General features: G+C 44.3%; 21 protein-coding genes and 1 pseudogene. 19 read left to right on the top strand and 3 right to left on the bottom strand.

What is annotated here, in order from left to right; genetic code table 11:
• Positions 1–9 precede the first annotated feature (9 nt).
• From LIQ05_RS06100 to LIQ05_RS06035, 14 genes are all read left to right on the top strand, one after another.
• Positions 10–1809 (top strand): Ig-like domain-containing protein, encoded by a 1800-nt coding sequence (locus LIQ05_RS06100; protein ID WP_226819433.1) that lies wholly within the window; start codon positions 10–12, stop codon positions 1807–1809.
• Positions 1810–2090: 281 nt separating this feature from the next.
• Positions 2091–3059, top strand: coding sequence for a beta-ketoacyl-ACP synthase III (locus LIQ05_RS06095; protein ID WP_226819431.1), 969 nt, complete (start codon positions 2091–2093; stop codon positions 3057–3059).
• 153 nt (positions 3060–3212) lie between these two features.
• A complete protein-coding gene (gene acpP, locus LIQ05_RS06090; RefSeq protein ID WP_226819429.1) occupies positions 3213–3437 on the top strand; it encodes an acyl carrier protein in 225 nt (74 codons plus the stop codon).
• Positions 3438–3471: 34 nt separating this feature from the next.
• On the top strand, positions 3472–4410 hold the full coding sequence (fabK, locus tag LIQ05_RS06085) for an enoyl-[acyl-carrier-protein] reductase FabK (RefSeq protein ID WP_226819427.1): 939 nt from the start codon (positions 3472–3474) through the stop codon (positions 4408–4410).
• The gene (gene fabD / locus LIQ05_RS06080) at positions 4403–5335 is read left to right on the top strand and encodes an ACP S-malonyltransferase (RefSeq protein WP_226819425.1); all 933 of its coding nucleotides are present in this window, start codon (positions 4403–4405) and stop codon (positions 5333–5335) included. The genes fabK and fabD overlap by 8 nt, the downstream gene beginning before the upstream one ends.
• Positions 5336–5421: 86 nt before the next feature.
• Positions 5422–6162: a 3-oxoacyl-[acyl-carrier-protein] reductase gene (gene fabG, locus LIQ05_RS06075; protein ID WP_226819423.1), complete on the top strand. Its 741-nt coding sequence runs from the start codon at positions 5422–5424 to the stop codon at positions 6160–6162.
• Positions 6159–7397 carry a beta-ketoacyl-ACP synthase II gene (gene fabF, locus LIQ05_RS06070; protein WP_226819421.1) on the top strand — a complete coding sequence of 413 codons (1239 nt, stop codon included), beginning with the start codon at positions 6159–6161 and terminating at the stop codon, positions 7395–7397. Before fabG ends, fabF begins: the two co-directional genes overlap by 4 nt.
• Positions 7398–7481: 84 nt before the next feature.
• Positions 7482–7994, top strand: a complete 513-nt coding sequence (accB, locus tag LIQ05_RS06065; protein WP_226819419.1) for an acetyl-CoA carboxylase biotin carboxyl carrier protein — start codon at positions 7482–7484, stop codon at positions 7992–7994.
• Between the two features lie 21 nt (positions 7995–8015).
• Positions 8016–8444: a 3-hydroxyacyl-ACP dehydratase FabZ gene (gene fabZ, locus LIQ05_RS06060; protein ID WP_226819417.1), complete on the top strand. Its 429-nt coding sequence runs from the start codon at positions 8016–8018 to the stop codon at positions 8442–8444.
• A gap of 99 nt (positions 8445–8543) precedes the next feature.
• Positions 8544–9908 (top strand): acetyl-CoA carboxylase biotin carboxylase subunit, encoded by a 1365-nt coding sequence (locus LIQ05_RS06055; RefSeq protein WP_226819415.1) that lies wholly within the window; start codon positions 8544–8546, stop codon positions 9906–9908.
• A complete protein-coding gene (locus LIQ05_RS06050) occupies positions 9898–11724 on the top strand; it encodes an acetyl-CoA carboxylase carboxyltransferase subunit alpha (RefSeq protein ID WP_226819413.1) in 1827 nt (608 codons plus the stop codon). The genes LIQ05_RS06055 and LIQ05_RS06050 overlap by 11 nt, the downstream gene beginning before the upstream one ends.
• A gap of 130 nt (positions 11725–11854) precedes the next feature.
• Entirely contained in the window at positions 11855–12292 is a 438-nt protein-coding gene (locus tag LIQ05_RS06045) for a transcriptional regulator, SarA/Rot family (RefSeq protein ID WP_330633953.1), read from the top strand.
• 78 nt (positions 12293–12370) lie between these two features.
• A complete protein-coding gene (locus tag LIQ05_RS06040; RefSeq protein ID WP_226819411.1) occupies positions 12371–13411 on the top strand; it encodes an ABC transporter substrate-binding protein in 1041 nt (346 codons plus the stop codon).
• Positions 13386–14159, top strand: coding sequence for an ABC transporter permease (locus LIQ05_RS06035; protein ID WP_226819409.1), 774 nt, complete (start codon positions 13386–13388; stop codon positions 14157–14159). The genes LIQ05_RS06040 and LIQ05_RS06035 overlap by 26 nt, the downstream gene beginning before the upstream one ends.
• 15 nt (positions 14160–14174) lie before the next feature.
• On the opposite strand, the gene LIQ05_RS06030 is transcribed toward LIQ05_RS06035, so the two are convergent.
• From LIQ05_RS06030 to LIQ05_RS06020, 3 genes are all read right to left on the bottom strand, one after another.
• Positions 14175–14813 (bottom strand): endonuclease III domain-containing protein, encoded by a 639-nt coding sequence (locus LIQ05_RS06030; protein WP_226819407.1) that lies wholly within the window; start codon positions 14811–14813, stop codon positions 14175–14177.
• Positions 14814–15131: 318 nt separating this feature from the next.
• Positions 15132–17390, bottom strand: a complete 2259-nt coding sequence (locus LIQ05_RS06025; RefSeq protein WP_226819405.1) for a glycogen/starch/alpha-glucan phosphorylase — start codon at positions 17388–17390, stop codon at positions 15132–15134.
• A gap of 134 nt (positions 17391–17524) precedes the next feature.
• Entirely contained in the window at positions 17525–18421 is an 897-nt protein-coding gene (locus LIQ05_RS06020; RefSeq protein ID WP_226819403.1) for an AraC family transcriptional regulator, read from the bottom strand.
• Positions 18422–18651: 230 nt separating this feature from the next.
• On the opposite strand from LIQ05_RS06020, the gene LIQ05_RS06015 reads away from it, so the two are divergent.
• The 5 genes and pseudogenes from LIQ05_RS06015 (at position 18652) to LIQ05_RS05995 (ending at position 22790) form a co-directional block, all read left to right on the top strand.
• Positions 18652–19431, top strand: a complete 780-nt coding sequence (locus LIQ05_RS06015) for an HD domain-containing protein (RefSeq protein WP_264292726.1) — start codon at positions 18652–18654, stop codon at positions 19429–19431.
• A complete protein-coding gene (locus tag LIQ05_RS06010) occupies positions 19425–19991 on the top strand; it encodes a M48 family metallopeptidase (RefSeq protein WP_226819401.1) in 567 nt (188 codons plus the stop codon). Before LIQ05_RS06015 ends, LIQ05_RS06010 begins: the two co-directional genes overlap by 7 nt.
• Complete coding sequence (locus LIQ05_RS06005; protein WP_226819399.1) at positions 19991–20992, top strand: glycoside hydrolase family 5 protein; 1002 nt, start codon at positions 19991–19993, stop codon at positions 20990–20992. The genes LIQ05_RS06010 and LIQ05_RS06005 overlap by 1 nt, the downstream gene beginning before the upstream one ends.
• 135 nt (positions 20993–21127) lie before the next feature.
• Positions 21128–22309: pseudogene (locus LIQ05_RS06000) on the top strand (endonuclease Q family protein); the annotation flags it as partial.
• A 19-nt stretch (positions 22310–22328) separates the two neighbouring features.
• Entirely contained in the window at positions 22329–22790 is a 462-nt protein-coding gene (locus tag LIQ05_RS05995; RefSeq protein WP_226819395.1) for a metallophosphoesterase family protein, read from the top strand.
• The last annotated feature ends 150 nt before the right edge of the window (positions 22791–22940 follow it).

The raw sequence follows: 22940 nt of genomic DNA, 5'->3' as shown, positions 1-22940 counted from the left end.
TACTGCTAAATGAAAAAAATAAGTTACTTTGTTTCAATTGTATTTGCTGTTCTGTTGCTTGTTTTGGGATGCCCTGCATTGGTAATTGCGCAGGATATAACAGAAGACTCCGGCACCGTCACCTCCGGAGCCCTTGCATCCGCCGCCGGCGACACTGGCATCAGCCTGTTTTCCCTGGAAACCTACACGGACAGCTATGGCGCGCAGCTGGATGGGGATGCCAGGCAGCTTTATAATTTAATGGTCCAGAATTATGTGACAGAGTATAGCCAGCATTTGGATAATCTGACTATTTCTTTTGAACTTCCGGAAAGCATTTCCTTTGAGGCGGTAGTAGAAGATGGAGCTTTTCAGAAAACAGGGGAAGAGTACGAATCAGCGAAAAGCAAAGTAAGCGGTGCAATACAGGCGGCTTCGGACGCTTTTTCCTATGATTATCCACAGGCATTCTGGTTCAGAGGCGGAAGCTATGGATACCGGATCAGCTGCATTTTGGACGACACCTCATCCACGGGATATCGAGCCACTTTTTACGGATATAGCTTTAATCCGGAGAAGCGGGAGATTGCTGAGGGAGCCCATTGGAAAATGAATGATTTTATGGCGTCTGTGCAGAAGACGGTCCAGGAATTAAATGCGTGTACTACCGGAATGAACAGACAGCAGAAAGTGAAGGCCGTTCATGACTATATCTGCCAGAATGTGTCGTACAGAAATAACAGTACTATGTGGGTTCACACCGCAGCCTCTCTTTTTCTGGACGAAGATCCGGCATTTGTCTGCGAAGGCTATGCAAAGTCTATGAAGATTCTCTGTGATTATATGGGACTCAATTGTGCCTGTGTCAGCGGAACTGCAAAGGGAACTGCATATGGGACACCTGGTGCGCATATGTGGAATTACATCCAGATGGAGGACGGCAAGTGGTATTTAGTGGATGCCACCTGGGATGACATTGGCACGGAGGCGTCTACACGGTACCTGCTTGTAGGAAGGCAGTCTATGGGACAATCTATACTCATTGGGGAAGAAAGGGTGGAATATAGAAGCTTTTCCACATCATCAAGCGGAGGAAGTTCCCCGATATTTATTTTGCCGGAACTGGCGGAAAGAGGGTATGGGGAAAAAGAGGAAGAGATGACACCAACGCCTACTGTGATGCCGCTTCTAACCAATACACCGGTGCCGACTGCGACGCCAAAGCCGACTGCGACGCCAGCGCCGACTGCGACGCCAAAGCCGACTGCGACGCCAGCGCCGACTGCGACGCCAAAGCCAACTGCGACGCCAAAGCCAACTGCAGTGCCGAAACCAACGGCAACTCCAGTGCCAGTCAAGACACCGGCGCCCACTGCTGCTCCTGTTTCTCTTACGTTGCAGGTTGGACAGTCCTATAAACCCACTGGAAAAATAAAGAAGGTCAGAACCTCAAACAAGCGGATCGCGGCTGTATCTAAAAGAGGAAAAATCGTAGGAAAAAAAGCCGGAAAGACCACCGTTACGGTTACATATACCAATGGAAGCCGCACGGCTTTTTATGTAAAAGTCCAGAAGGGCATTGTAAAAACTACAGGCGTATCTTTGAATAAACGAAGCGTGGTTCTGGCCAAGAAGGGCAAAACCTTCCAGCTAAAGGTAATCCTCAAGCCCGTTACCAGCCAGCAGAAGATAACCTATAAGAGCTCCAAACCAAAGGTGGCAACTGTAAATTCAAAAGGGAAAATCGTTGCGAAAAAGAAAGGAACCACGGTCATTACAGTTAAGTCAGGAAGTAAAAAAGTGACCTGTAAGGTTCGGGTGAAAAAATAGTCTGAAGCAGGAGTTACGCTTCCAGATGTATAATGAAAAGTGAAAATACTGTTTGAGTCAGAAAAGAATCTGATTCAGACGGTATTTTTTTGTAAGCTGCGAGTAACAGTCCATACGAGCAAGAGACCTTAACGCATGTCGGGATAATGCATAATGGCATAAAAGATTCCGCTTCCTGTAATTTTGGCTATTGACAAACAGGAATTTTATGATATACTTTGATAATCAAACTATTTTAAAACAAAAACAAATGCAGAAAGTACAACATACCTGGAGGTATTATGGTTGGAAAAATAAAAGGAACCGGTTCCTATAGACCGGTTCAGGTGTGGGACAATGACAAGCTGTCCCACATGATGGAGACAAGTGATGAATGGATCCGGGGACGGACAGGAATTGGACAGCGGCATATTGCAAGCCAGGGAGAGACGGTTGCTTATATGGCGGCCAGAGCAGCTGGGGAAGCGCTGAGAGATGCAGAAGTGAGACCGGAAGAGATTGATCTGATCCTGGTTTCTACTATGTCTTCCGAGAGAATCATGCCCTGTGCAGCCTGCGAAGTGCAGAAGCTAATCGGTGCAACGGGCGCCACCTGCTTTGATCTGAACAGTGCCTGTACCGGATTCCTACTGGCGCTAAATACAGCTCAGGCATATCTTGGACAGCATATTTACAAAAGAGCGCTGGTAATCGGTGCAGAAGTTCTTTCCAATCTGACAAACTGGCAGGACCGGAGCACCTGTGTGCTGTTTGGGGATGGAGCAGGAGCTGTGGTGCTGGAAGCAGAGGAAGATGCCGTCTATATTCAGGCCACTCATTCCATTGGAAAAGGTGGGGATGCCCTTACCTGCACAAGTCGGAACCAGCCGGAATTTGTGGAAAAAGGCACCAATCTTTCTGCCACATATATGCAGATGGATGGGAAAGAAGTGTTCAAATTCGCAGTTTCCAAAGTGCCGGAAGTGATTTTCGAGGTTCTGGAAAAAGCAGGAAAAACAAAAGAAGAGATTCGCTTTTACATGCTTCATCAGGCAAATCAGAGAATCGTTTCTTCTGTGGCAAAGCACATGAAAGAACCTTTGGAAAAGTATCCCATGAACATAGAAAGACTGGGAAATACTTCATCTGCAAGTATTCCGCTTTTGCTGGATGAATGGAAAAAAAGAGGAAAATTGAATCCGGGAGACTGGATCGTTCTTTCGGGATTTGGAGGCGGACTTACCTATGGGGCAAGCCTGATGAGGTGGTAAAAAGCAGATTATAATTTGACTGGCTGAAATTCTGCCAGGCATAAAATTATATTTCGGCTGGAAATAATCAAGTAATTCAAGCTGAAAAAAGGCTTTGAATCATAAATAAATAAGAAAAAACAAATTAAAAAATCGAAATAAGGAGAATAAAAAATGTTAGAAAAAATCAAAGAAATCGCAGCAGATTCATTAGGAGCAGATGTAAACACCATGACAGCAGAAACCTCTTTTAAAGAAGATTTGGGAGCAGATTCCCTTGACCTTTTTGAGATGGTAATGGCACTGGAAGAGGAGTTTGAGGTAGAGATTCCTACAGAGGATCTTGAGAATATTAAGACCATCGGTGACGTGGAAAACTATCTTCAGAGCCGTCAGTAATTTGAAATTATAGCATTACAGAATGGAGAATTTCATGAAAACAGACGTGACAGAATTACTTGGAATTGAATACCCGATCATTCAGGGAGGAATGGCATGGGTGGCAGAATATCACCTTGCAGCAGCAGTTTCCGCAGCCGGAGGCCTTGGCCTTATTGGTGCCGCAAGCGCTCCAGCAGACTGGGTACGCCAGCAGGTACGTGAGGTAAAAAAACTTACAGATAAGCCATTCGGCGTCAACATTATGCTGATGAGCCCATATGCAGATGAGATCGCACAGGTGATCGTAGAGGAAAAAGTTCCGGTGGTTACAACCGGTGCAGGAAATCCTGAAAAGTACATGAAAATGTGGAAAGAAGCAGGAGTTAAGATCATTCCGGTGATTGCTTCTGTGGCTCATGCAAAGCGAATGGAGCGCTGTGGTGCTGACGCTGTAGTGGCAGAGGGATGCGAATCCGGCGGTCATATCGGCGAAACAACCACCATGGTTCTGGTACCTCAGATCGTGGATGCCGTAAACATTCCAGTGATTGCAGCTGGCGGAATTGCAGATGGAAGAGGAATTGCAGCCGCCTTTATGCTGGGGGCAAAAGCAGTCCAGATGGGAACCCATTTTGTAGCTACCACAGAATGCTGGGCGCATCAGAATTATAAAGATATGATCCTGAAAGCAAAGGATATTGATACAAAAGTAACAGGTCGTTCCACAGGTCATCCGGTGCGTGCCCTTCGCAATCAGATGACAAAGGAATACCTGAAAAAAGAGGCAGAGGGAGTACCTTTTGAGGAACTGGAACAGATGACACTTGGCAGTCTACGCCGTGCAGTTGTGGACGGTGATGTAAAAATGGGAAGTGTGATGGCAGGCCAGAGTGCCGGTCTTGTGAAGGAACAGATGAGCTGTTACGACCTGATCCAGAAGCTTGTAAAAGAGACCGATGAGCTGTTGAAAGGAACAAAAATCTATGAGTAAAACAGCATTTCTTTTCCCTGGACAGGGAGCCCAGAAGACAGGAATGGGACAGGATTTTTATGAAAAATTCCCATCTGCCCGTGAGATTTTTGACCAGGCAAGCCAGTGGCTTTCCCTTGATATGAAAGCGCTTTGCTTTGAAAAAAATGACAGATTAAACCTTACAGAGTACACTCAGGCAGCACTGGTAACAACTTGTCTGGCTATGGAAAAAGTAGTAGAAGAATATGGCCTTTGTCCGGATGTGACAGCAGGATTAAGCCTTGGAGAGTATTGCGCCATCGCCGTTTCTGGGGGAATGAGTGTGCAGGATGCCATAACAACTGTTCGAAAAAGGGGAATTCTTATGGAGCAGGCAGTACCTGCCGGAGAGGGTTCCATGGCAGCTGTTATGGGACTGGATGCAGATAAGATCCAGGCAGTTCTTGGTGGGATGAAAGCAGAAATTGCCAACTATAACTGTCCTGGACAGATTGTGATCACTGGTCCAAAAGCTGCGGTAGAAGAGGCTTCTGTGAAGCTGAAGGAGGCTGGGGCAAGACGGGTTCTTCCTCTTACAGTAAGTGGACCGTTTCATTCATCCATGCTTCAGAATGCAGGAAAAGAACTGGAAAAAGAGCTGTCAAAAGTGGAATTTTCCAGTCTGAAAATCCCTTATGTAACCAATGTAACGGCACAGTATGTGACAGATTTCAAGGAGACAAAAGACCTTCTTGCAAAGCAGATTTCTTCCTCGGTCCGTTGGCAGCAAAGCGTGGAAAAGATGCTGGAAGATGGCGTGGATACCTTTGTGGAGATTGGTCCTGGAAAGACTTTAACTGGTTTTATGAAGAAAATTGCACCAGATGCAAAGACTTATAATATTCAGAAGGTGGAAGATCTGGAATTGCTTCCAGAGATTATGGATAACAGAGGAGCTAGATAGAAAATAGATTGTTTGCTGCATATTTTTTGCAGTGGAGAAAGATAAAAAGTAAGTAGATTTATCTAAGTGACAGGAGTAAAAAGAGCATGAATGCAGAGAAAAAGATTGCAATTGTAACAGGGGCTTCTCGTGGGATTGGAAGAGCCATTGCCCTTGAACTTGCCGCAAAAGGTGCGTTCGTAATCATCAATTATAATGGCTCAAAAGAGAAAGCAGAGGCAGTAAAAGCTGAAATTATTTCCCAGGGTGGAGAGGCTGAAATCGGCCAGTGTAACGTGGCTGATTTTGATGCCTGTGCTGCTTTTATCAAAGAAACAGTAAAGACATATGGAAGAATCGACATCCTGATAAATAACGCTGGAATCACAAAAGACGGGCTTCTGATGGCAATGAATGAAGATGATTTCTGTAAGGTTATGGACACAAATCTGAAAGGAACCTTTAACTGCATTCGTCATGTGGCAAGACAGATGCTGAAGCAGAGAAACGGCCGTATTGTGAATATGGCATCTGTAGTTGGTATTGGCGGAAACCCGGGACAAGCCAACTATGCAGCCTCAAAGGCCGGTGTGATCGGTCTTACAAAGACGGCTGCAAAGGAGCTTGCGTCAAGGGGAATTACCGTAAATGCCATTGCTCCTGGCTTTATCAGAACGGACATGACAGATGTACTTTCTGATAAGGTAAAAGAGGAAACGTTGAAAAATATCCCCATGGGAACCTTTGGCGAACCGGAGGATGTGGCGAAGGCTGTGGCATTCCTGGCATCTCCGGAAGCGAAGTATATTACAGGACAGGTTTTGTGTGTAGATGGAGGAATGTTATGAGCAAAAGACGTGTAGTAGTGACAGGACTTGGTGCAGTCACTCCTATTGGAAATAATGTGGAAACCTTCTGGAAAAATGTGAAAGCAGGCAAGGTTGGAATCGGTGAAATTACCAAATTTGACACCACTGATTTCAAGGTAAAGCTGGCTGCAGAGGTGAAGGATTTCAATCCAAAAGATTACATGGATTTCAAATCTGCAAAGCGAATGGAGCTTTTTTCCCAGTACGCAGTTGTGGCTTCTAAGGAAGCTATGGCAGATGCCGGAATCGAGATGGAAAAAGAAGATCCCTTCCGTGTGGGCGTGATCGTAGGTTCCGGAATCGGTAGTCTTCAGGCTATGGAAGCTGCAGATCAGAGGCTGATCCAGCGTGGCCCATCCAAGGTGGATCCTCTTCTTGTACCTAAAATGATCAGCAATATGGCTGCCGGAAACGTGTCCATTGCCACAGGCGCAAGAGGAAAATGTACCAATGTAGTGACAGCCTGTGCCTCAGGAACACATTGCATTGGAGACGCCTTTCGGGCTATCCAGTACGGGGATGCAGAGGTTATGATCGCAGGTGGAACAGAAGGTGCAATCACCCCGGTTGGTGTAGCAGGATTCACCAATCTTACCGCTCTTAGCACCAGCCAGGATCCATACCGCGCATCTATTCCTTTTGATAAAGAAAGAGGCGGTTTTGTGATTGGAGAAGGCGCCGGAGTAGTGGTTCTGGAGGAGCTTGAGCATGCAAAATCCCGCGGCGCAAAGATCTATGCAGAGATAGTTGGCTACGGTGCAACTGCGGATGCTTATCACATTACGTCTCCTATTGAAGACGGCAGCGGAGCTGCCAGAGCTATGACAGATGCCATGAAAGAAGCAGGGGTACAGCCGGAAGAAGTCGACTATATCAATGCACATGGAACTGGTACCCACCACAACGATCTTTTTGAAACAAGAGCCATTAAAGCAGCCCTTGGAGACGCTGCGAAAAAGGTGAAGATCAACTCCACAAAGTCGATGATTGGACACCTTTTAGGCGCTGCCGGAGGGGTAGAAGCAGTTGTCTGTGTCAAGTCAATTGAGGAAGGATTTATCCATCAGACAGTAGGCACCAGGGAGACAGAAGAGGAGCTGGATCTTGATTATTGCATTGCCGGACCAAGGGAGCAGGAAGTAAAATATGCAATGAGCAATTCCCTGGGATTTGGCGGACACAATGCAGTTCTTTTGATGAAAAAGTATGAGTAAATGCTAGAGACTGTCTGGCTTTTGAAAATATAAGATTTTGCAGCAGAAAAAGAGAGATAATCTGCTGGAAAAGGAGAAAATAGAATGGAATTTGAACAGATTTTGAAGCTTGTAGATCATGTTTCAGCTTCTCATTTGGAGTCTTTTTGCTATGAAGGTGATGGCCTAAAGCTCACTTTAAATAATAAAATTGCTCCGATAATCGTACCTGGAATGATGCAAAACAGTGCCGTATTTGGTGCTGAAACAGTCAAAAATAGTACTGTTTCCCCTACCTCGGAAACAGTTCCCAATAGTACCGTTCCATCATCTGCAAAAACAGTCCAGAACACAGCTGCTCCATCTTCTACTGAGGAACCAGAAGGAAATATTGTAAAATCCCCGCTTGTTGGAACCTTCTATGCAGCCCCGTCTGAAGATGCCCCAGCCTTTGTAAAAACAGGGGATAAAGTAAAAAAAGGACAGGTTCTGGCTATTGTAGAAGCCATGAAGCTGATGAATGAGATCGAGAGCGATTTTGACGGAGAAGTTGCAGAAATTCTGGTAGAAAACGGGCAGCCAGTGGAGTACGGACAGCCGTTATTTGTTGTTCGCTGAGAAACAAAAATAGGAGCAGATATGAATCATTTAAATATAAAACAGATCGAGGAAATCCTTCCTCACCGTCACCCATTTTTACTGGTGGATTACATCGAAGATTATGAACCGGGAGAGTTTGCAGTAGGCTACAAATGTGTCACCTTCCGTGAGGATTTTTTTAAAGGACATTTTCCCCAGGAACCGGTAATGCCAGGTGTGCTCATCGTAGAAGCATTGGCACAGACAGGAGCCGTAGCTATCCTTTCCAAGCCGGAAAATAAAGGCAAGATCGCTTATTTTGGAGGCATTGACAAGTGCCGTTTTAAAGGAAAAGTACAGCCTGGAGATAAAATGAAGCTGGAAATGCGGGTCATCAAACAGAAAGGCCCAATGGGAGTTGGAGAGGCTGTGGCAACGGTGGATGGAAAGATTGTTGTGAAGGCAGAGCTTACATTTATGGTAGGTTAGGGTATTTCGGAAGACTATTAAGTGTACAAAAGAAAATTTTTTCATTGTAATTTTATGGCTTGTTCTAAGCCAGAAAATGACACTTAGAAGGGTAAAATTATGATCAGAAAGTTATTAATTGCCAACCGTGGAGAAATTGCAGTAAGGATCATCCGGGCATGCAGGGAAATGGGAATAGAAGCTGTGGCAGTCTATTCTGAAGCAGACAAGGAAAGCCTGCATACACAGCTTGCAGACGAAGCCATCTGTATTGGCCCTGGACCTTCCGCCGGAAGCTATCTGAATATGGAAAGCATTATCAGTGCGGCTATGATCTCTGGTGCAGATGCCATACATCCCGGCTTTGGTTTCTTATCCGAAAATGCCAGATTTGCCCAGATCTGTGAGCAGTGCGGCATTACTTTCGTAGGACCGCCATCCCAGGTGATCCAGAATCTTGGAAACAAGCAGATTGCAAGAAATACCATGATGGCGGCTGGAGTCCCAGTCATCCCGGGAACAGAAGAGGCTATTCTGGACGCAAAAACAGGAGCTGAAAAAGCAGCTCAGATTGGCTATCCTGTCATTATAAAAGCAGCTCTTGGAGGCGGTGGAAAAGGGATGCGGACTGCGTTTTCCCCAGAGGAATTTGAACTGGCATTTCTCACTGCACAGAAGGAATCCCAGATCGCATTTGGGGATGGAACCATGTATATCGAACACTTTGTGGAGCATCCCAGACATATTGAATTTCAGATTCTTGCAGACAGCCAGGGGAATGTAGTACACCTTGGAGAAAGGGACTGTTCCATTCAGCGGAACCACCAGAAAATGATCGAGGAATCTCCGTCTATGGCAGTGTCAGAAGAACTGCGAAAAGAGATGGGAATTGCGGCTGTGAAGGCAGCAAAAGCAGCCCATTATGTGAACGCCGGAACCATTGAATTCCTTCTTGAAAAGACTGGAAAATTTTATTTTATGGAGATGAATACCCGTATTCAGGTGGAGCATCCAGTGACAGAATGGGTGACTGGACTAGATCTGGTAAAAGAGCAGCTAAAGATTGCATCTGGAGAACCCTTATCCTTTTCGCAGAAGGATATCCACATTCAGGGACATGCTATTGAGTGCCGTATCAATGCGGAAAATCCATGGAAAAACTTCCGTCCGTCACCTGGAACCATTACAGATCTGCATCTTCCAGGTGGTCAGGGAATCCGTGTGGATACTGGAATCTACAGTGGTTATCAGATCCCGCCATACTACGATTCTATGCTGGCCAAGCTGATTGTGCATGGCGATAACCGGCAGGAAGCAATTGCGAAAATGAAAAGTGCTCTTGGAGAAGTGATCATCCAGGGGGTTGATACAAATGTAGACTATCAGTTTGAAATTATGAACGATTCTGATTATCAAAAAGGCGAATTTGATATCGGTTTTCTGGAAAGCCACCAGATCGGAGGAGTGAAGGTAAATGAAGCTTAGATATGCCTTTAAACGTACAATTGCAAACAAATCTGCAAGTGCAGAAAAGGAAATAAGACCGGAAGTGCCAGATGGTATGCTGAAAAAATGCAACGCCTGCAAGGGGGCTGTTTTTGTAGATGAGGTGAAAAAGAATGCTTATATCTGCCCTCATTGTGGCAATTATTTCCGCGTTCATGCAAGGCGGAGAATCGAAATGCTGGCAGATGAGGGAACCTTTAAAGAATGGAATCCGGTAATGCCTGTAAGCAATCCGCTGTCCTACAAAGGCTACGAAGAAAAGGTAAAGATGCTTCAGGAAAAGACAGGTCTTGATGAGGCAATTGTGACTGGAAAGGCAGAGATTGGCGGAGTTTCGGTAGCTCTTGGGGTGTGTGACAGCCGTTTTCTCATGGCTAGCATGGGGGAAAATGTAGGTGAAAAAATCGCAAGAGCGGTGGAAAAAGCTACGGAAGAACGGCTTCCGATAGTGCTGTTTGCATGCTCTGGAGGTGCCAGAATGCAGGAGGGAATTGTATCTTTAATGCAGATGGCAAAGACCTCCGCAGCATTAAAAAGACACAGTGATGCAGGGCTTCTTTATATCAGTGTTTTGACCAATCCAACTACCGGTGGAGTGACTGCAAGCTTTGCCATGCTTGGGGATATTATTCTGGCAGAGCCAAATGCGCTGATTGGTTTTGCAGGTCCAAGAGTCATTGAACAGACCATACGGCAGAAGCTTCCGAAAGGATTTCAGAGGTCTGAATTTCTGCTGGAACATGGTTTTATTGACCAGATCGTAGAACGAAAAGACATGAAGGAAACCTTGACAAAAATCCTGAAAATGCACTGTGGAAGCGGCTGTGTTGAAGAGAAAGAAGTACTGGAAAATGTAGAAAAGGAACCACAAAAATTGGTTGAAACAATACAGAATGAAGTCAATGATATGGGCTTTTCCCTCGGGAATATTTCTGTAAAGAGAAGCAATCCAACCAATTTTACAATTGAAAATAGTATTTTTAATATAGCTTCTACAGAAAAAAATATATCCCCAAAATCTGCCTGGGACCGTGTTTCCCTTGCCCGTAGCAAAGAACGTCCTACAGGAAAAGACTACCTTCCCTGGCTGTTCGATTACTTTACAGAATTTCACGGCGACCGGCTTTTCGGCGACGATCCGGCACTTATAGGGGGAATTGCATACTTTGCTGGAAGGCCTGTAACTGTTCTGGTTCAGGAAAAAGGAAACGGCACAAAAGAGAATATCGCCCATAATTTCGGTATGGTTTCCCCGGAAGGCTACCGCAAGTCCCTGCGCCTTATGAAACAGGCAGAAAAGTTCCATAGGCCAGTGATCTGTCTGGTGGATACTCCTGGAGCCTTTTGTGGGCTGGAGGCAGAAGAAAGAGGACAGGGAGAGGCAATCGCCCGGAATCTGTTTGAGCTTTCCGGACTAAAAGTCCCCATTCTTTCCATTGTGATCGGAGAAGGGGGAAGCGGCGGAGCTCTTGCCCTTGCAGTTGGTGATGAAGTCTGGATGATGGAAAATGCTATCTACTCCATCCTTTCTCCGGAGGGCTTTGCCTCTATTTTATGGAAGGACAGCTCGAAAGCAAAGGAAGCCGCTGAAGTAATGAAGCTGACTGCGGCGGATTTGAAAAATCTTAGAATTATTGAACAGATGATTCCGGAAAAAGAGCCTCTTACCAGAGAAAATATGGCAGATACCATGGAGCTTTTGAAGAGCAGGATTGGTATTTTCCTGGAGGATTACAGTACTCTTGATTTGGAAAAATTACTGAATAAGCGTTATAATCGTTTTCGAAATATGTAAAATTGTAGAAAAAAATATGAAATTGTGGTATACTTACCGTAAATATTTGCTTGAACATTTTGCAGAAATGTTGTCATATTATAGGCTGCTGGACATGTGGTGAGCAGTGGCCGTTATAGGAGAGAAAAGAGTGGAGAACAGAGAAGTTATTAATGATGTACTGGTGCATCTGTTTAACGAGATCATGGAGCTGGAAGAGCAGGCAATTATTACGGAAGAATATAAGGATATCACCAACAACGATATGCACATTATTGAGGCAGTTGGTCTTGGCGGAAATAAAATGTCTGACATTGCAGCCAAGCTGAATATTACCGTAGGTTCCCTGACGACTTCCATGAACAGTCTGGTAAAGAAAGGCTATACCACAAGAGAGAGAAGCGAACAGGACCGCCGTGTGGTATTTATCCATCTTACCTTGAAGGGAAGAAAAGCATATCATCACCATGCAGAATTTCACCGGAAGATGACCGATGCAGTACTGGAGGTACTGGATGAAAAAGAGGCTCTTGTTCTTGCAAAAGCACTGGACAGTCTGACACTTTTTTTCAGACAATATAAGGCATGACAGCAGCAGAAAGCTCAGCAGCAAATCAAAAACAAATCCTATGAAATGGATCGGGACGAGATCCGGAAAGGAAGTTTTATGAAGAAAAGAACATTGTCATGGCTTATGACCGCAGTACTTGGTGTTGGAGCATTAACAGGCTGTATTGCAAGTGTAGATATTGTATTTGCAGAGGAGCAGAGTGAGGAAACAGAAGCCACCGGTGAAGAGACAGAGGAAGCAGAAAACGCCGCAGATGAAACGGATGGTTCTGTAATGAAAATCGGAGCTATGAAAGGTCCTACCGCAATGGGAATGGCGCAGCTTCTTGATGACGAAAATTACGATTTTTCTATTGTGGCATCCCCGGATGAGATCGTTCCAATGATCGTTCAGGGACAGGTGGATGTGGCAGCAGTTCCGTCCAATCTTGCCTCTGTTTTGTATCAGAAAACAGACAAAAATGTCAGTGTTCTGGCAGTCAATACCCTGGGTATTCTTTACCTGGTAGAGAACGGTGACTCCATCCAGTCTGTGGAAGATTTAAAGGGAAAAACCATCTACGCCAGCGGCAAAGGTGCCACTCCTGAGTACGCTTTAAACTCTGTCCTTAAGTCCAATGGACTGGATCCGGAGAAGGATGTTACAATTGAATATAAATCAGAACATGCAGAGGTTGTAGCAGCTCTTGCAGAAGACCAGACAGCAGTGGGACTTCTTCCACAGCCGTTTGTAACCACAGCGCTGATGAAGAATGAGAATCTTCGGGTAGCCCTTGATCTGAATGAGCTCTGGGAATCCTCTGTGACAGATGGCAGCAAGCTTGTAACTGGTGTTGTGATCGCCAGAAATGATTATCTGAAAGAGCATGAGGCAGATGTAGATGCGTTTATGGATGCCTATAAAGCTTCTGTGGAATTTGTAAATTCAGATACAGAAGCTGCTGCAGAAATCATTGGAAACCATGATATTATTCCAACAGAAGTTGCAGCAAAAGCCATTCCGGAATGCAGTATTGTATTCATGGAAGGAGATGAAATGCAGACCATTCTTTCTGGTTATCTGAACACCTTAAATGAGCAGAATCCGGAAACCATCGGAGGCCAGTTGCCAGATGAGGACTTCTATTACAAGCGCTGATCGCGTCAAAAAACATCGTACATTATATAAAATCCTGGCAGCTGCTGTATGGATCATGGTCTGGCAGCTGACCAGTATGTGGCTGAAACAGGAGATCCTTCTGGCATCTCCTGTTTCTGTTATAAAAAGGCTGACGGAGCTGATCGTGCTGCCGGATTTCTGGAAATCAGTGGCATTTAGTTTGGGAAGGATCATTCTGGGATTTTCTCTGGCCCTGCTTCTGGGAACAGTTCTGGCAGCACTTTCCTGTGCTTTTTTTGCCGTGGAGGTGCTGATGGAACCATTGATCATGGTCATAAAAGCTACCCCGGTTGCCTCGTTTATTATTTTGTGCCTGATCTGGATTCCGTCCAGAAATTTATCTGTTTTTATTTCATTTCTTATGGTTTTTCCTGTGGTATATACGAATATCCTGGAGGGCATCCGGCAGACAGATAAACAGCTTCTGGAAATGGCAGATTCCTTTGGTGCAGGCGTAGGGAAAAAGGTGCAGTTTGTGTATCTTTCCCAGGTGATGCCTTATGCAGCTACAGCCTGCAAACTGGGGCTTGGCCTTTGCTGGAAGGCGGGAATCGCAGCTGAGGTAATCGGGATTCCAGCTGGCTCCATCGGCGAAAAACTATACAAAGCCAAGGTCTATCTGGAAACCCCGGATCTGTTTGCATGGACCATTGTGATCATTGCGGTGAGTGTGGGGGTTGAGAAGATTTTTATGTTTGTATTGAAGAAAATTGTTGGAGAACAATAACGTTTAAAATTATGGTTAGTCTACCCCATTTTTAGCACAAATATCAGCAAGACAACATCTGTCACAATATGGTTTTGTTCGTGCTGTACAGATTTCACGTCCATGGTTCACCAGGCGGTGGCAGAAGTCATTTCCCTCCTCTGGCGGAATGATCTTCCACAGTGCCATCTCTACTTTCTTAGGATCCTTAGTACCTTCTACAAGACCGATCCGGTTAGTGAGACGGATACAGTGTGTGTCTGTGACAATAGCTGGTTTCCCGAACACATCCCCCATGATCAGGTTTGCACTTTTACGTCCTACGCCAGGGAGGGCGAGCAGTGCATTGAAGTCGCAAGGAACATTGCCGTGGTATTTTTCATGAAGGATTTTCATACAGGCGCTGATATCCCTTGCTTTACTTTTTCCCAGTCCGCAAGGCTTTACAATCGTTTCGATTTCTTCTGGGGCAGCAGCTGCAAGAGCGGCTACATCCGGATACTTTGCATACAGATCCTGGACTACCACATTGACTCTGGCATCTGTACACTGTGCCGCCAGCCGCACACTTACCAGCAGCTTCCAGGCCTCATCATAATCAAGAGTACAGTCCGCCAGCGGGTATTCCTTTTTTAATCGGTCTATTACTTCAAGAGCAAGTTCTTCTTTTGTCATCTTATAAAATCCTTTCGTAAATCCTGTGCAGTTCTGTTGTTACGTTCCACCCTTTTGAATCTTAATCTAACGTTCATTGTAATTGGAAATTCTCAATTTTGCAAGTTCACGCTGCTTTATTTTTGTGCCAGAGCGTGTTACTGGTCACGGAGTGAACAGTAACTGTTTGATAAAGGAGAATGTCATTTCCAACGGAATCTGCCATGCAGACAATAAAATACAAATCAAATCCTACCGGACTTTTGCCCAAGACATACGACGGGGAGGGGCGTGCAATGCACACCCTCTCCCCGTCGTATGTCTTGAATATATTCTTTCTTAGTTCAAATGCCAGATATCTTTATTATACTGTGCAATCGTTCTGTCAGAGGAGAAGAATCCAGCCTCTCCAATATTTACGAGCATTTTCTTAGCCCAGCTATTGCGGTCCTCATAATCCGCAAACACCTGATCTTTTACCTTAATATAATCCTTCAGATCCAGCAAAGTCATAAACCAGTCTTTATTCAGAAGTTCATTATAGAAGTTTCTCAGATGCTCCTCTTTACCAAGCTTCAGCATCGGCTCGCTGACAATGAAATCCACATACCTCTTAATGTCAGCATCGCTCTCATAAATCGCTCTGGAATTGTAATCCATTTTCTCATAATGCTTGATTACGTCATCACTGGACTCGCCAAAGATATAGATATTTTCTTTGCCAACCAGATCGCTGATTTCCACATTTGCGCCATCCATAGTACCAAGAGTAACGGCACCATTGAGCATAAATTTCATATTTCCAGTACCACTTGCCTCCTTGGAAGCCAGGGAAATCTGCTCGGAGATATCGCAGGCCGGAATCAGCTTTTCAGCAGCACTTACATTATAATTTTCCACCATAACAAGCTTCATATAAGGAGCTACATCCGGATCATTCTGGATTAAAGCTTCCAGAGTCAGAAGCAAATGAATGATATCTTTTGCAATGTAATAAGCAGGAGCTGCTTTTGCACCAAAGATGAAAGTGATCGGTCTTTCCGGTTTCTTTCCACCCTTGATTTCCAGATATTTATAGATGATATAAAGGGCATTTAACTGCTGGCGTTTGTACTCATGAAGTCTCTTGATCTGGATATCAAAAACACTGTTTTCATCAATCTCAATACCAGTATTTTCCAGTACAAAATCCTTGCAGATCTTCTTTGCGTTTGCCTTGATCTCAAGAAGCTGATCCAGTACCTTCTGGTCATCCTTGTAAGCCAGAAGCTTCTTCAGTTCATCTGCATCCTTCTTAAAACCATCTCCAATAAGAGAAGAAATAAACTTGGTAAGGGACTGGTTACAATACATTAACCAGCGGCGGAAGGTAATACCATTGGTCTTATTATTGAATTTTTCCGGATAGATCTCATAAAACTGGTGAAGCTCAGAGTTCTTCAGGATCTCTGTATGAAGGGATGCAACACCGTTGATGGAGAAGCCATAATGAATATCCATATGAGCCATGTGAACCAGATTATTGCTGTCAATAATAGCAAGATTTTCAGCCGGATATTTCGCTTTTACCTTCTCATCCAGCTTGCGGATAATCGGAACCAGCTGCGGAACAATGTCCTCCAGATAGTGAATCGGCCATTTCTCAAGAGCCTCAGCAAGGATTGTATGGTTGGTATATGCGCATACATGGGAAACGATTTCAGCTGCCTCGTCAAAGTCAATTCCGCGTTCGCCAAGGAGACGGATAAACTCTGGAATGATCATACTTGGGTGTGTGTCGTTGATCTGAACCACTGCATAATCAGCCAGATCATGAAGATTACTTCCCTTGGAAACTGCCTCATCCAGGATCAGCTGGGCTGCATTGCTTACCATGAAATACTGCTGGTAAACACGAAGCTTACGTCCATCCTCGTCGCTGTCATCCGGATACAGGAACAGTGTCAGATTGTGCAGGATATCTTTTTTATTAAAGGTGATTCCATCGTGAACCATGGACTCGTCAGCCAGGTCAATATCAAAAAGACGCAGGCGGATGGCCTTATTTTCATAGCCGGCAACGTCAATATTGTACATGGTAGATTTCAGGGAAAAGCCTCGGAATGGAACCATATAAGTTACATCTGTAGCACTCAGCCAGGACTCCGGAGTGATCCATGGGTTTGGAACCTCATGCTGAAGGTTGTCTTCAAAAACCTGTTTGAAAAGTCCAAGGTGGTAGTTCAGGCCGATACCTTCGCCTGGCAGTCCAAGTGTTGCAATGGAGTCCAGAAAGCATGCAGCCAGACGTCCAAGACCGCCGTTTCCAAGTGATGGTTCCGGTTCAACAGACTCAATTTCTGCTAAGGATTTGCCGTTTTTTTTCAGGAACTCTGCAACCTCATCGTAGATTCCAAGGTTGATCAGATTGTTGGAAAGAAGCTTTCCAATCAGGAATTCCGCAGAAATATAATAGATTTTTTTCTTTCCGTCGTGATAGCCCTTTGCAGCTAATTGTTCCTTTGTATATGTGAGAAGTGCTTCATATACTTCCTGGTCTGTACATGCTGCGCAGTCTTTGTGGAACATGTCCTGAATCATAGTTTCTAAAGCTTTCATGATTTTCTCCTTTCGAGAGCGTATGAATGTTGATTAAAGTCCATTGATCAGTCAGGTGTCATGGACCTCACCTCTGTCTGATGCTGTTATATTAGCATATGCAGCTCTGGGAAAAATACAACAAAACTGTTCTGTTATGACATTTTTTTGCGAAATTTATGAGGGGAAAGTTGATTGGCTTCCTGAAATTTTTTTATAAAATAGCTGGTATTGTTGAAGCCAACATCCAGGGCAATGTCTGTCACAGAGGCATCTGTGTGCAATAGCAGGGACTTTGCCTTCTCAAGCCTGTAGTCATTTAAGTAGGCAGCAGCTGTTTTTCCAGTATACTGTTTAAAAAGCTTCATAAAATAAAATTCACTGTAATTGGAAAGGCCGGACAGTTCTTTTACAGATAAAGGTTCCCGGTAGTGGGTACTGATATAGTCCAGCACCTTTTTCATGGATAAAAGATTCCTGTTCTGGTCTGCATCGGTGGTAATAATGTAATTTCCTGCCAGCATTTCATAAAAAAGCCCATAGAAAAGGCCCTTTAATTTCATATAATAGAAAGGAGGTTTCTCATGATGGCATTTATGGATTTCACAGAAAAGATGGAAAATATTATCATAGTTTTCATGGGAAGGGGTGATCAGATGAGTGAACTCTGCCCGGTTTTCCATAAGCAGGGAAATCACTTTTTCCTGGCAGAGATCCCCAGCAGGACCAGCCAGAAAATTTAAGTCAAACACCACACTTCTATAATATAAAATATGTCTGGAATCAGATTTGATTCCATGAAGAACACCGCTGTTCACAATAAGAAGATCTCCTTTCTTCAGACGCAGCGTTTCCCGGTTTAACCTTGCCAGACCGCTTCCCCTGTCAATATAGATGATCTCCATTTCTTTGTGCCAGTGGTTGTATAAGGAACGAAAAATCTCACAATTATCGGTATAGGTTTCCACTGGCAGTTCAAAAGAGCCATGAGTTTCCAGCTCCTTCATGGTTTCGTCTACATTAGGAAAATTATCTGGTGTTTTATCTGCCATGGGTATCCTCCTTTTTTCAATCAGCGATAATATGATGCAAACTATAGTGTGCGAAACAGCCTTTTCAGTTCTGCATATACGTGATTTCTGTCTTGTATTATACGTTATGGACAGAGCTGACGCAAGCTGTAGAAATTTCCGAAAATCCGAAGCTCCTATTGGAAAAGAAATGCTGGTAGTTTATAATAAGAGTGTAGCCGCATCTAAGATGCAGCAGAAAGGAAGACATTTTGAAAATTGATTTTAAACACGCAAGGGACGTTTTCGAAGAGTATCTGGATGGATACGACAGAGAAGATGAGAAGATAAAATTAAAGATCATCCATACATACGGAGTGGTAAAAAGCGCCCGGGAAATCGGGCACAGAATGCATTTAAATGAAGAGGACCAGCAGCTGGCAGAGATGATCGCGCTGCTCCATGATATTGGAAGGTTCGAGCAGCTGCGCCTTTATGACAGCTTCTCACCGGATACCATGGATCACGCAGCATTTGGCGCGCAGCTATTGTTTGAAGGGGAGAACCCTATGATCAGCAGGTTCTTAGAGGAAAGGCAGTATGATGGAATCATCCACACTGCAATCGCCAGACACAGTGATTTCCGCCTGGAAGGAATCCCGGATAAGCGGACTCTTTTTCATGCAAAAATAATCCGTGATGCGGACAAACTTGACAATTGCAGAGTGAAGCTTGTGGACTCTGTAGAAGCCATGATCGGGGTGCCACAGGAACGCGCAGGGGAGGGAAAAATATCCCCGAAGGTGTGGAATGCCTGCCTGAAAAGAGAGGCTGTTTTGTCCCAGGACAGGGTAACCTCTGTGGATTACTGGGTGTCCTATGTGGCACAATATTATGACCTGAATTTTAAGGAAACATGGCAGATCATGAAGGAAAAGAATTATATTTCCAGAATCATAAAGAGACTGGATTATAAGGACGAAGACACCAGGGAAAAGATGGAAATCCTGGACCAGCAGATGAATGCCCATATGGAGAAGTGCCTATGCTGAACCAGAAGATTTCCTATCAGATCATCCGCAGCAGCCGCAGAACAATGAGTCTGGAGATCAAGCCGGATGGCAGAATCATCGTGCGTGCACCTCTTCGTTTGTCAGAGACCAGAATCCGGAAATTTGTGGAAGAAAAACAGGAATGGATTTTGAAAAATATGGAGAAAATCCAGAAAAGGGACGAACAAAGAGAGCATGTTCCAAGACTGTCCGCCCTGGAAAGACAACATTTACAGAACAAAGCCTGCGTGGTAATTCCAAGACGAGTCGCTTATTTTGCAGAAAAAATAGGAGTCACATATGGAAAAATCACCCTGCGGCAGCAGAAAACAAGGTGGGGAAGCTGTGCTGTAAATGGAAATCTGAACTTTAACTGGCTGTTGATTCTGGCACCCTCTGAGGTGCTGGATTATGTGGTGGTACATGAACTTTGTCACCGCAGGGAAATGAACCATTCCCAGGCATTCTGGAAGGAAGTGGAGACCATTCTTCCAGATTATCGGGAGCGGCAAAAATGGTTAAAAGACAATGGCTGGCGCTTAATGGAGGAGGGAATGTAATGATCGAAAAAAGAAAAAAATGGTTTGGATTGCTTCTTATGTGTTTGCTTTTATGCACACTTTGTGTGCCGGTATCTGCAGCTTCGAAGCTTTCAAGACTGCAGGTAAAGGGTACGAAGCTTGTGAACAGCAGTGGAAAAACAGTGCAGCTCCGCGGTGTGAGCACCCATGGCTTATCCTGGTATCCAGAGTATGTAAATCAGAGTGCATTTACTTATATTAAGAAGAACTGGAAAGTAAATGCAGTCCGCCTTGCCATGTATACTGCGGAATATAATGGGTATTGCACTGGTGATGCAGCCAATCAGCGCAAGCTGGAAAAGTACATCGACAATGGCGTAAAATATGCCACAAATGCTGGTCTCTATGTAATCATTGACTGGCATATTTTAAGTGATGGAAATCCAAAGCAGCATCAGAAAGAAGCCTTAAAATTCTTCAAAAAAATGGCAAAAAAATATAAAAATAACACCAATGTGATCTATGAAATCTGCAATGAACCGAATGGTGGAACTTCCTGGAATACCATAAAAAAATACGCAGAAAAGATTATAAAAGGTATCCGTACCTATGATAAAAAAGCAGTGATCCTGGTTGGAACACCAAACTGGTCACAGGATGTAGACCAGGCTGCACTGTCCCCGATTGCAAAGAAATACAGGAAAAATGTAATGTATACCCTGCATTTTTATGCAGCGACTCATAAGCAATGGCTGAGAGACAAAGCGCAGACGGCACTTAACAAAGGGCTTCCATTATTTGTTTCGGAATTCAGTATTTGCGATGCTTCCGGAAATGGTGGGCTGGATAAAAATGAAGCTAAAAAATGGCTTACCTTCCTGGACAAAAACAAGATCAGTTATATGGCATGGAGCTTGTCCAATAAGGCTGAAAGCTCTGCACTTATTAAATCTAACTGCAGCAAGACCAGTAAATGGACATCTGGAAATCTGACTGCTGCAGGAAAGTGGATTACAAGCTGGTATAAAAAGAAAAAATAAAAGATAAAATGTCAGGCAGAATTGAAAGCCTTGCGGTTTGCAGAGCGCAAAGAAGATCAGAGGAAATAAATGCCTGAAATGGAGTAAAGAAAAGTGGAAATAATCGCAGATCTTCATATTCATTCCAGATATTCCATGGCAACAAGTAAACTTGGAACCCCGGAATATCTGGATCTGTGGGCTAGAAAGAAGGGAATTTCTCTTGTTGGAACCGGAGATTTTACCCACCCTGCATGGCGGGAAGAATTAAAAGAAAAGCTGGTCCCGGCAGAAACAGGATTATATCGTTTAAAGGAAGAATACGTTCTGGAAGAGGCAAAACTGCTTCCAGGACAGGCTCCTAGATTTGTCATTACGGGAGAAATCAGTTCTATTTATAAGAAGAACGGAAAGTGCAGGAAGGTGCATAACGTGCTTCTTTTACCAGGACTTGAGGCGGCAGATCAGATGGCTGGGAAGCTGGAACAGATTGGAAATATCTACTCGGATGGAAGACCAATCCTGGGGCTTGACTGTCACGACCTTCTGGAAATTTTACTGGAAAACTGTAAAGGCGGAATGCTGGTCCCGGCTCATATCTGGACGCCCCATTTTGGCCTTTTCGGTGCAGCTTCCGGCTTTGATACTATGGAAGAATGCTTCGAAGATCTCACCCAATATGTTCATGCTGTGGAGACCGGTCTTTCTTCCGATCCTCCTATGAACTGGAGATTATCTGCACTTGATGGGCTTCAGCTGATATCTAATTCCGATGCCCATTCCCCATCCAGGCTGGGCAGGGAAGCCAATCTTCTGGACATTGAATTGTCTTATGAAGGCCTTTATAACGCCATTCAATATGGAAAAGGACTTATGGGAACTTTGGAATTTTTCCCGGAAGAGGGGAAATATCATTATGATGGCCACCGAAAATGCCACATTTGCCTGAGCCCGGAGGAGGCAGAAAAATATCATGGAAAATGTCCTGTATGTGGGAAAAAACTGACTATGGGAGTAGATCACAGAATCCTGGATCTGGCGGACCGGGAGACCGGTTTTGTAAAGAAAAATGCCAGACCTTTTGAAAGTATTGTGCCTCTTCCAGAAGTGATTTCTGCCTGTGTTGGCAAAGCTGTGACAACCAAAACAGTGGCCTGTGAATACGAAAAAATGCTTCAGAAGCTGGGAAATGAATTTCAGATTTTAAGGGAAATTCCCATTGAAGATATAGAGAAGGAGAGCAGTGAAAAAATTGCAGAAGGCATTGGAAAACTGCGAAGAAAAGAAGTGATCTGTAAGCCGGGATTTGATGGTGAATATGGAAAAATCTGTCTGTTTACCCAGAAGTAGGAGAAAAATGACCGAAACAAAAAGGATAAAAATTGGAATTATTTCAGATACCCATGGACTTCTGCGGCCGGAAGTGGTGGAAATACTGAAGAACTGTGATTATATTTTTCATGCAGGAGATGTAGACCGGCCGGAACTTCTGGATGCCCTCAGACCGCTGGGGGCATTATATGTTGTGCGGGGAAATAATGATGGATACTGGGCGCAGAATTTGAGAAGAAGCCTGAATTTTACCGTAGGAAATGTGAAATTTTTTATAGTCCATGATAAAAAAGATGTAGCCTGGGAACTGGGAGACACGCAGGTGGTGATCTTTGGACACAGCCACCAGTATTTTTCAAAAGAGATTGACGGAAGGCTGTGGTTAAACCCTGGAAGCTGCGGCAGAAGCCGGTTCGGAGGCGGTGTGACTATGGCTGTCATGACGGTGGAGAACGGAGTCTGGACAGTGGAAAAGATTACGTTTTAAATCCTGTCATGTGGAAAAAGAGATATACCGAATAAGACTTTCAAATAATATTGTAGAAAAAACAGGGAAAACAGGTTGCAGAATTGTCGAAAGATAACATTGCAATTTTAACGAGATAAGGTATAATGGGGCAGAAGAAAAGTGCCATGA

This window comes from Blautia glucerasea, assembly GCF_020537505.1.
In the GTDB taxonomy this organism is placed as follows: Bacteria; Bacillota; Clostridia; order Lachnospirales; family Lachnospiraceae; genus Blautia_A.
Note: the sequence above shows the minus strand (reverse complement) of the source record. Positions and strands in the feature narration are given on the sequence as shown.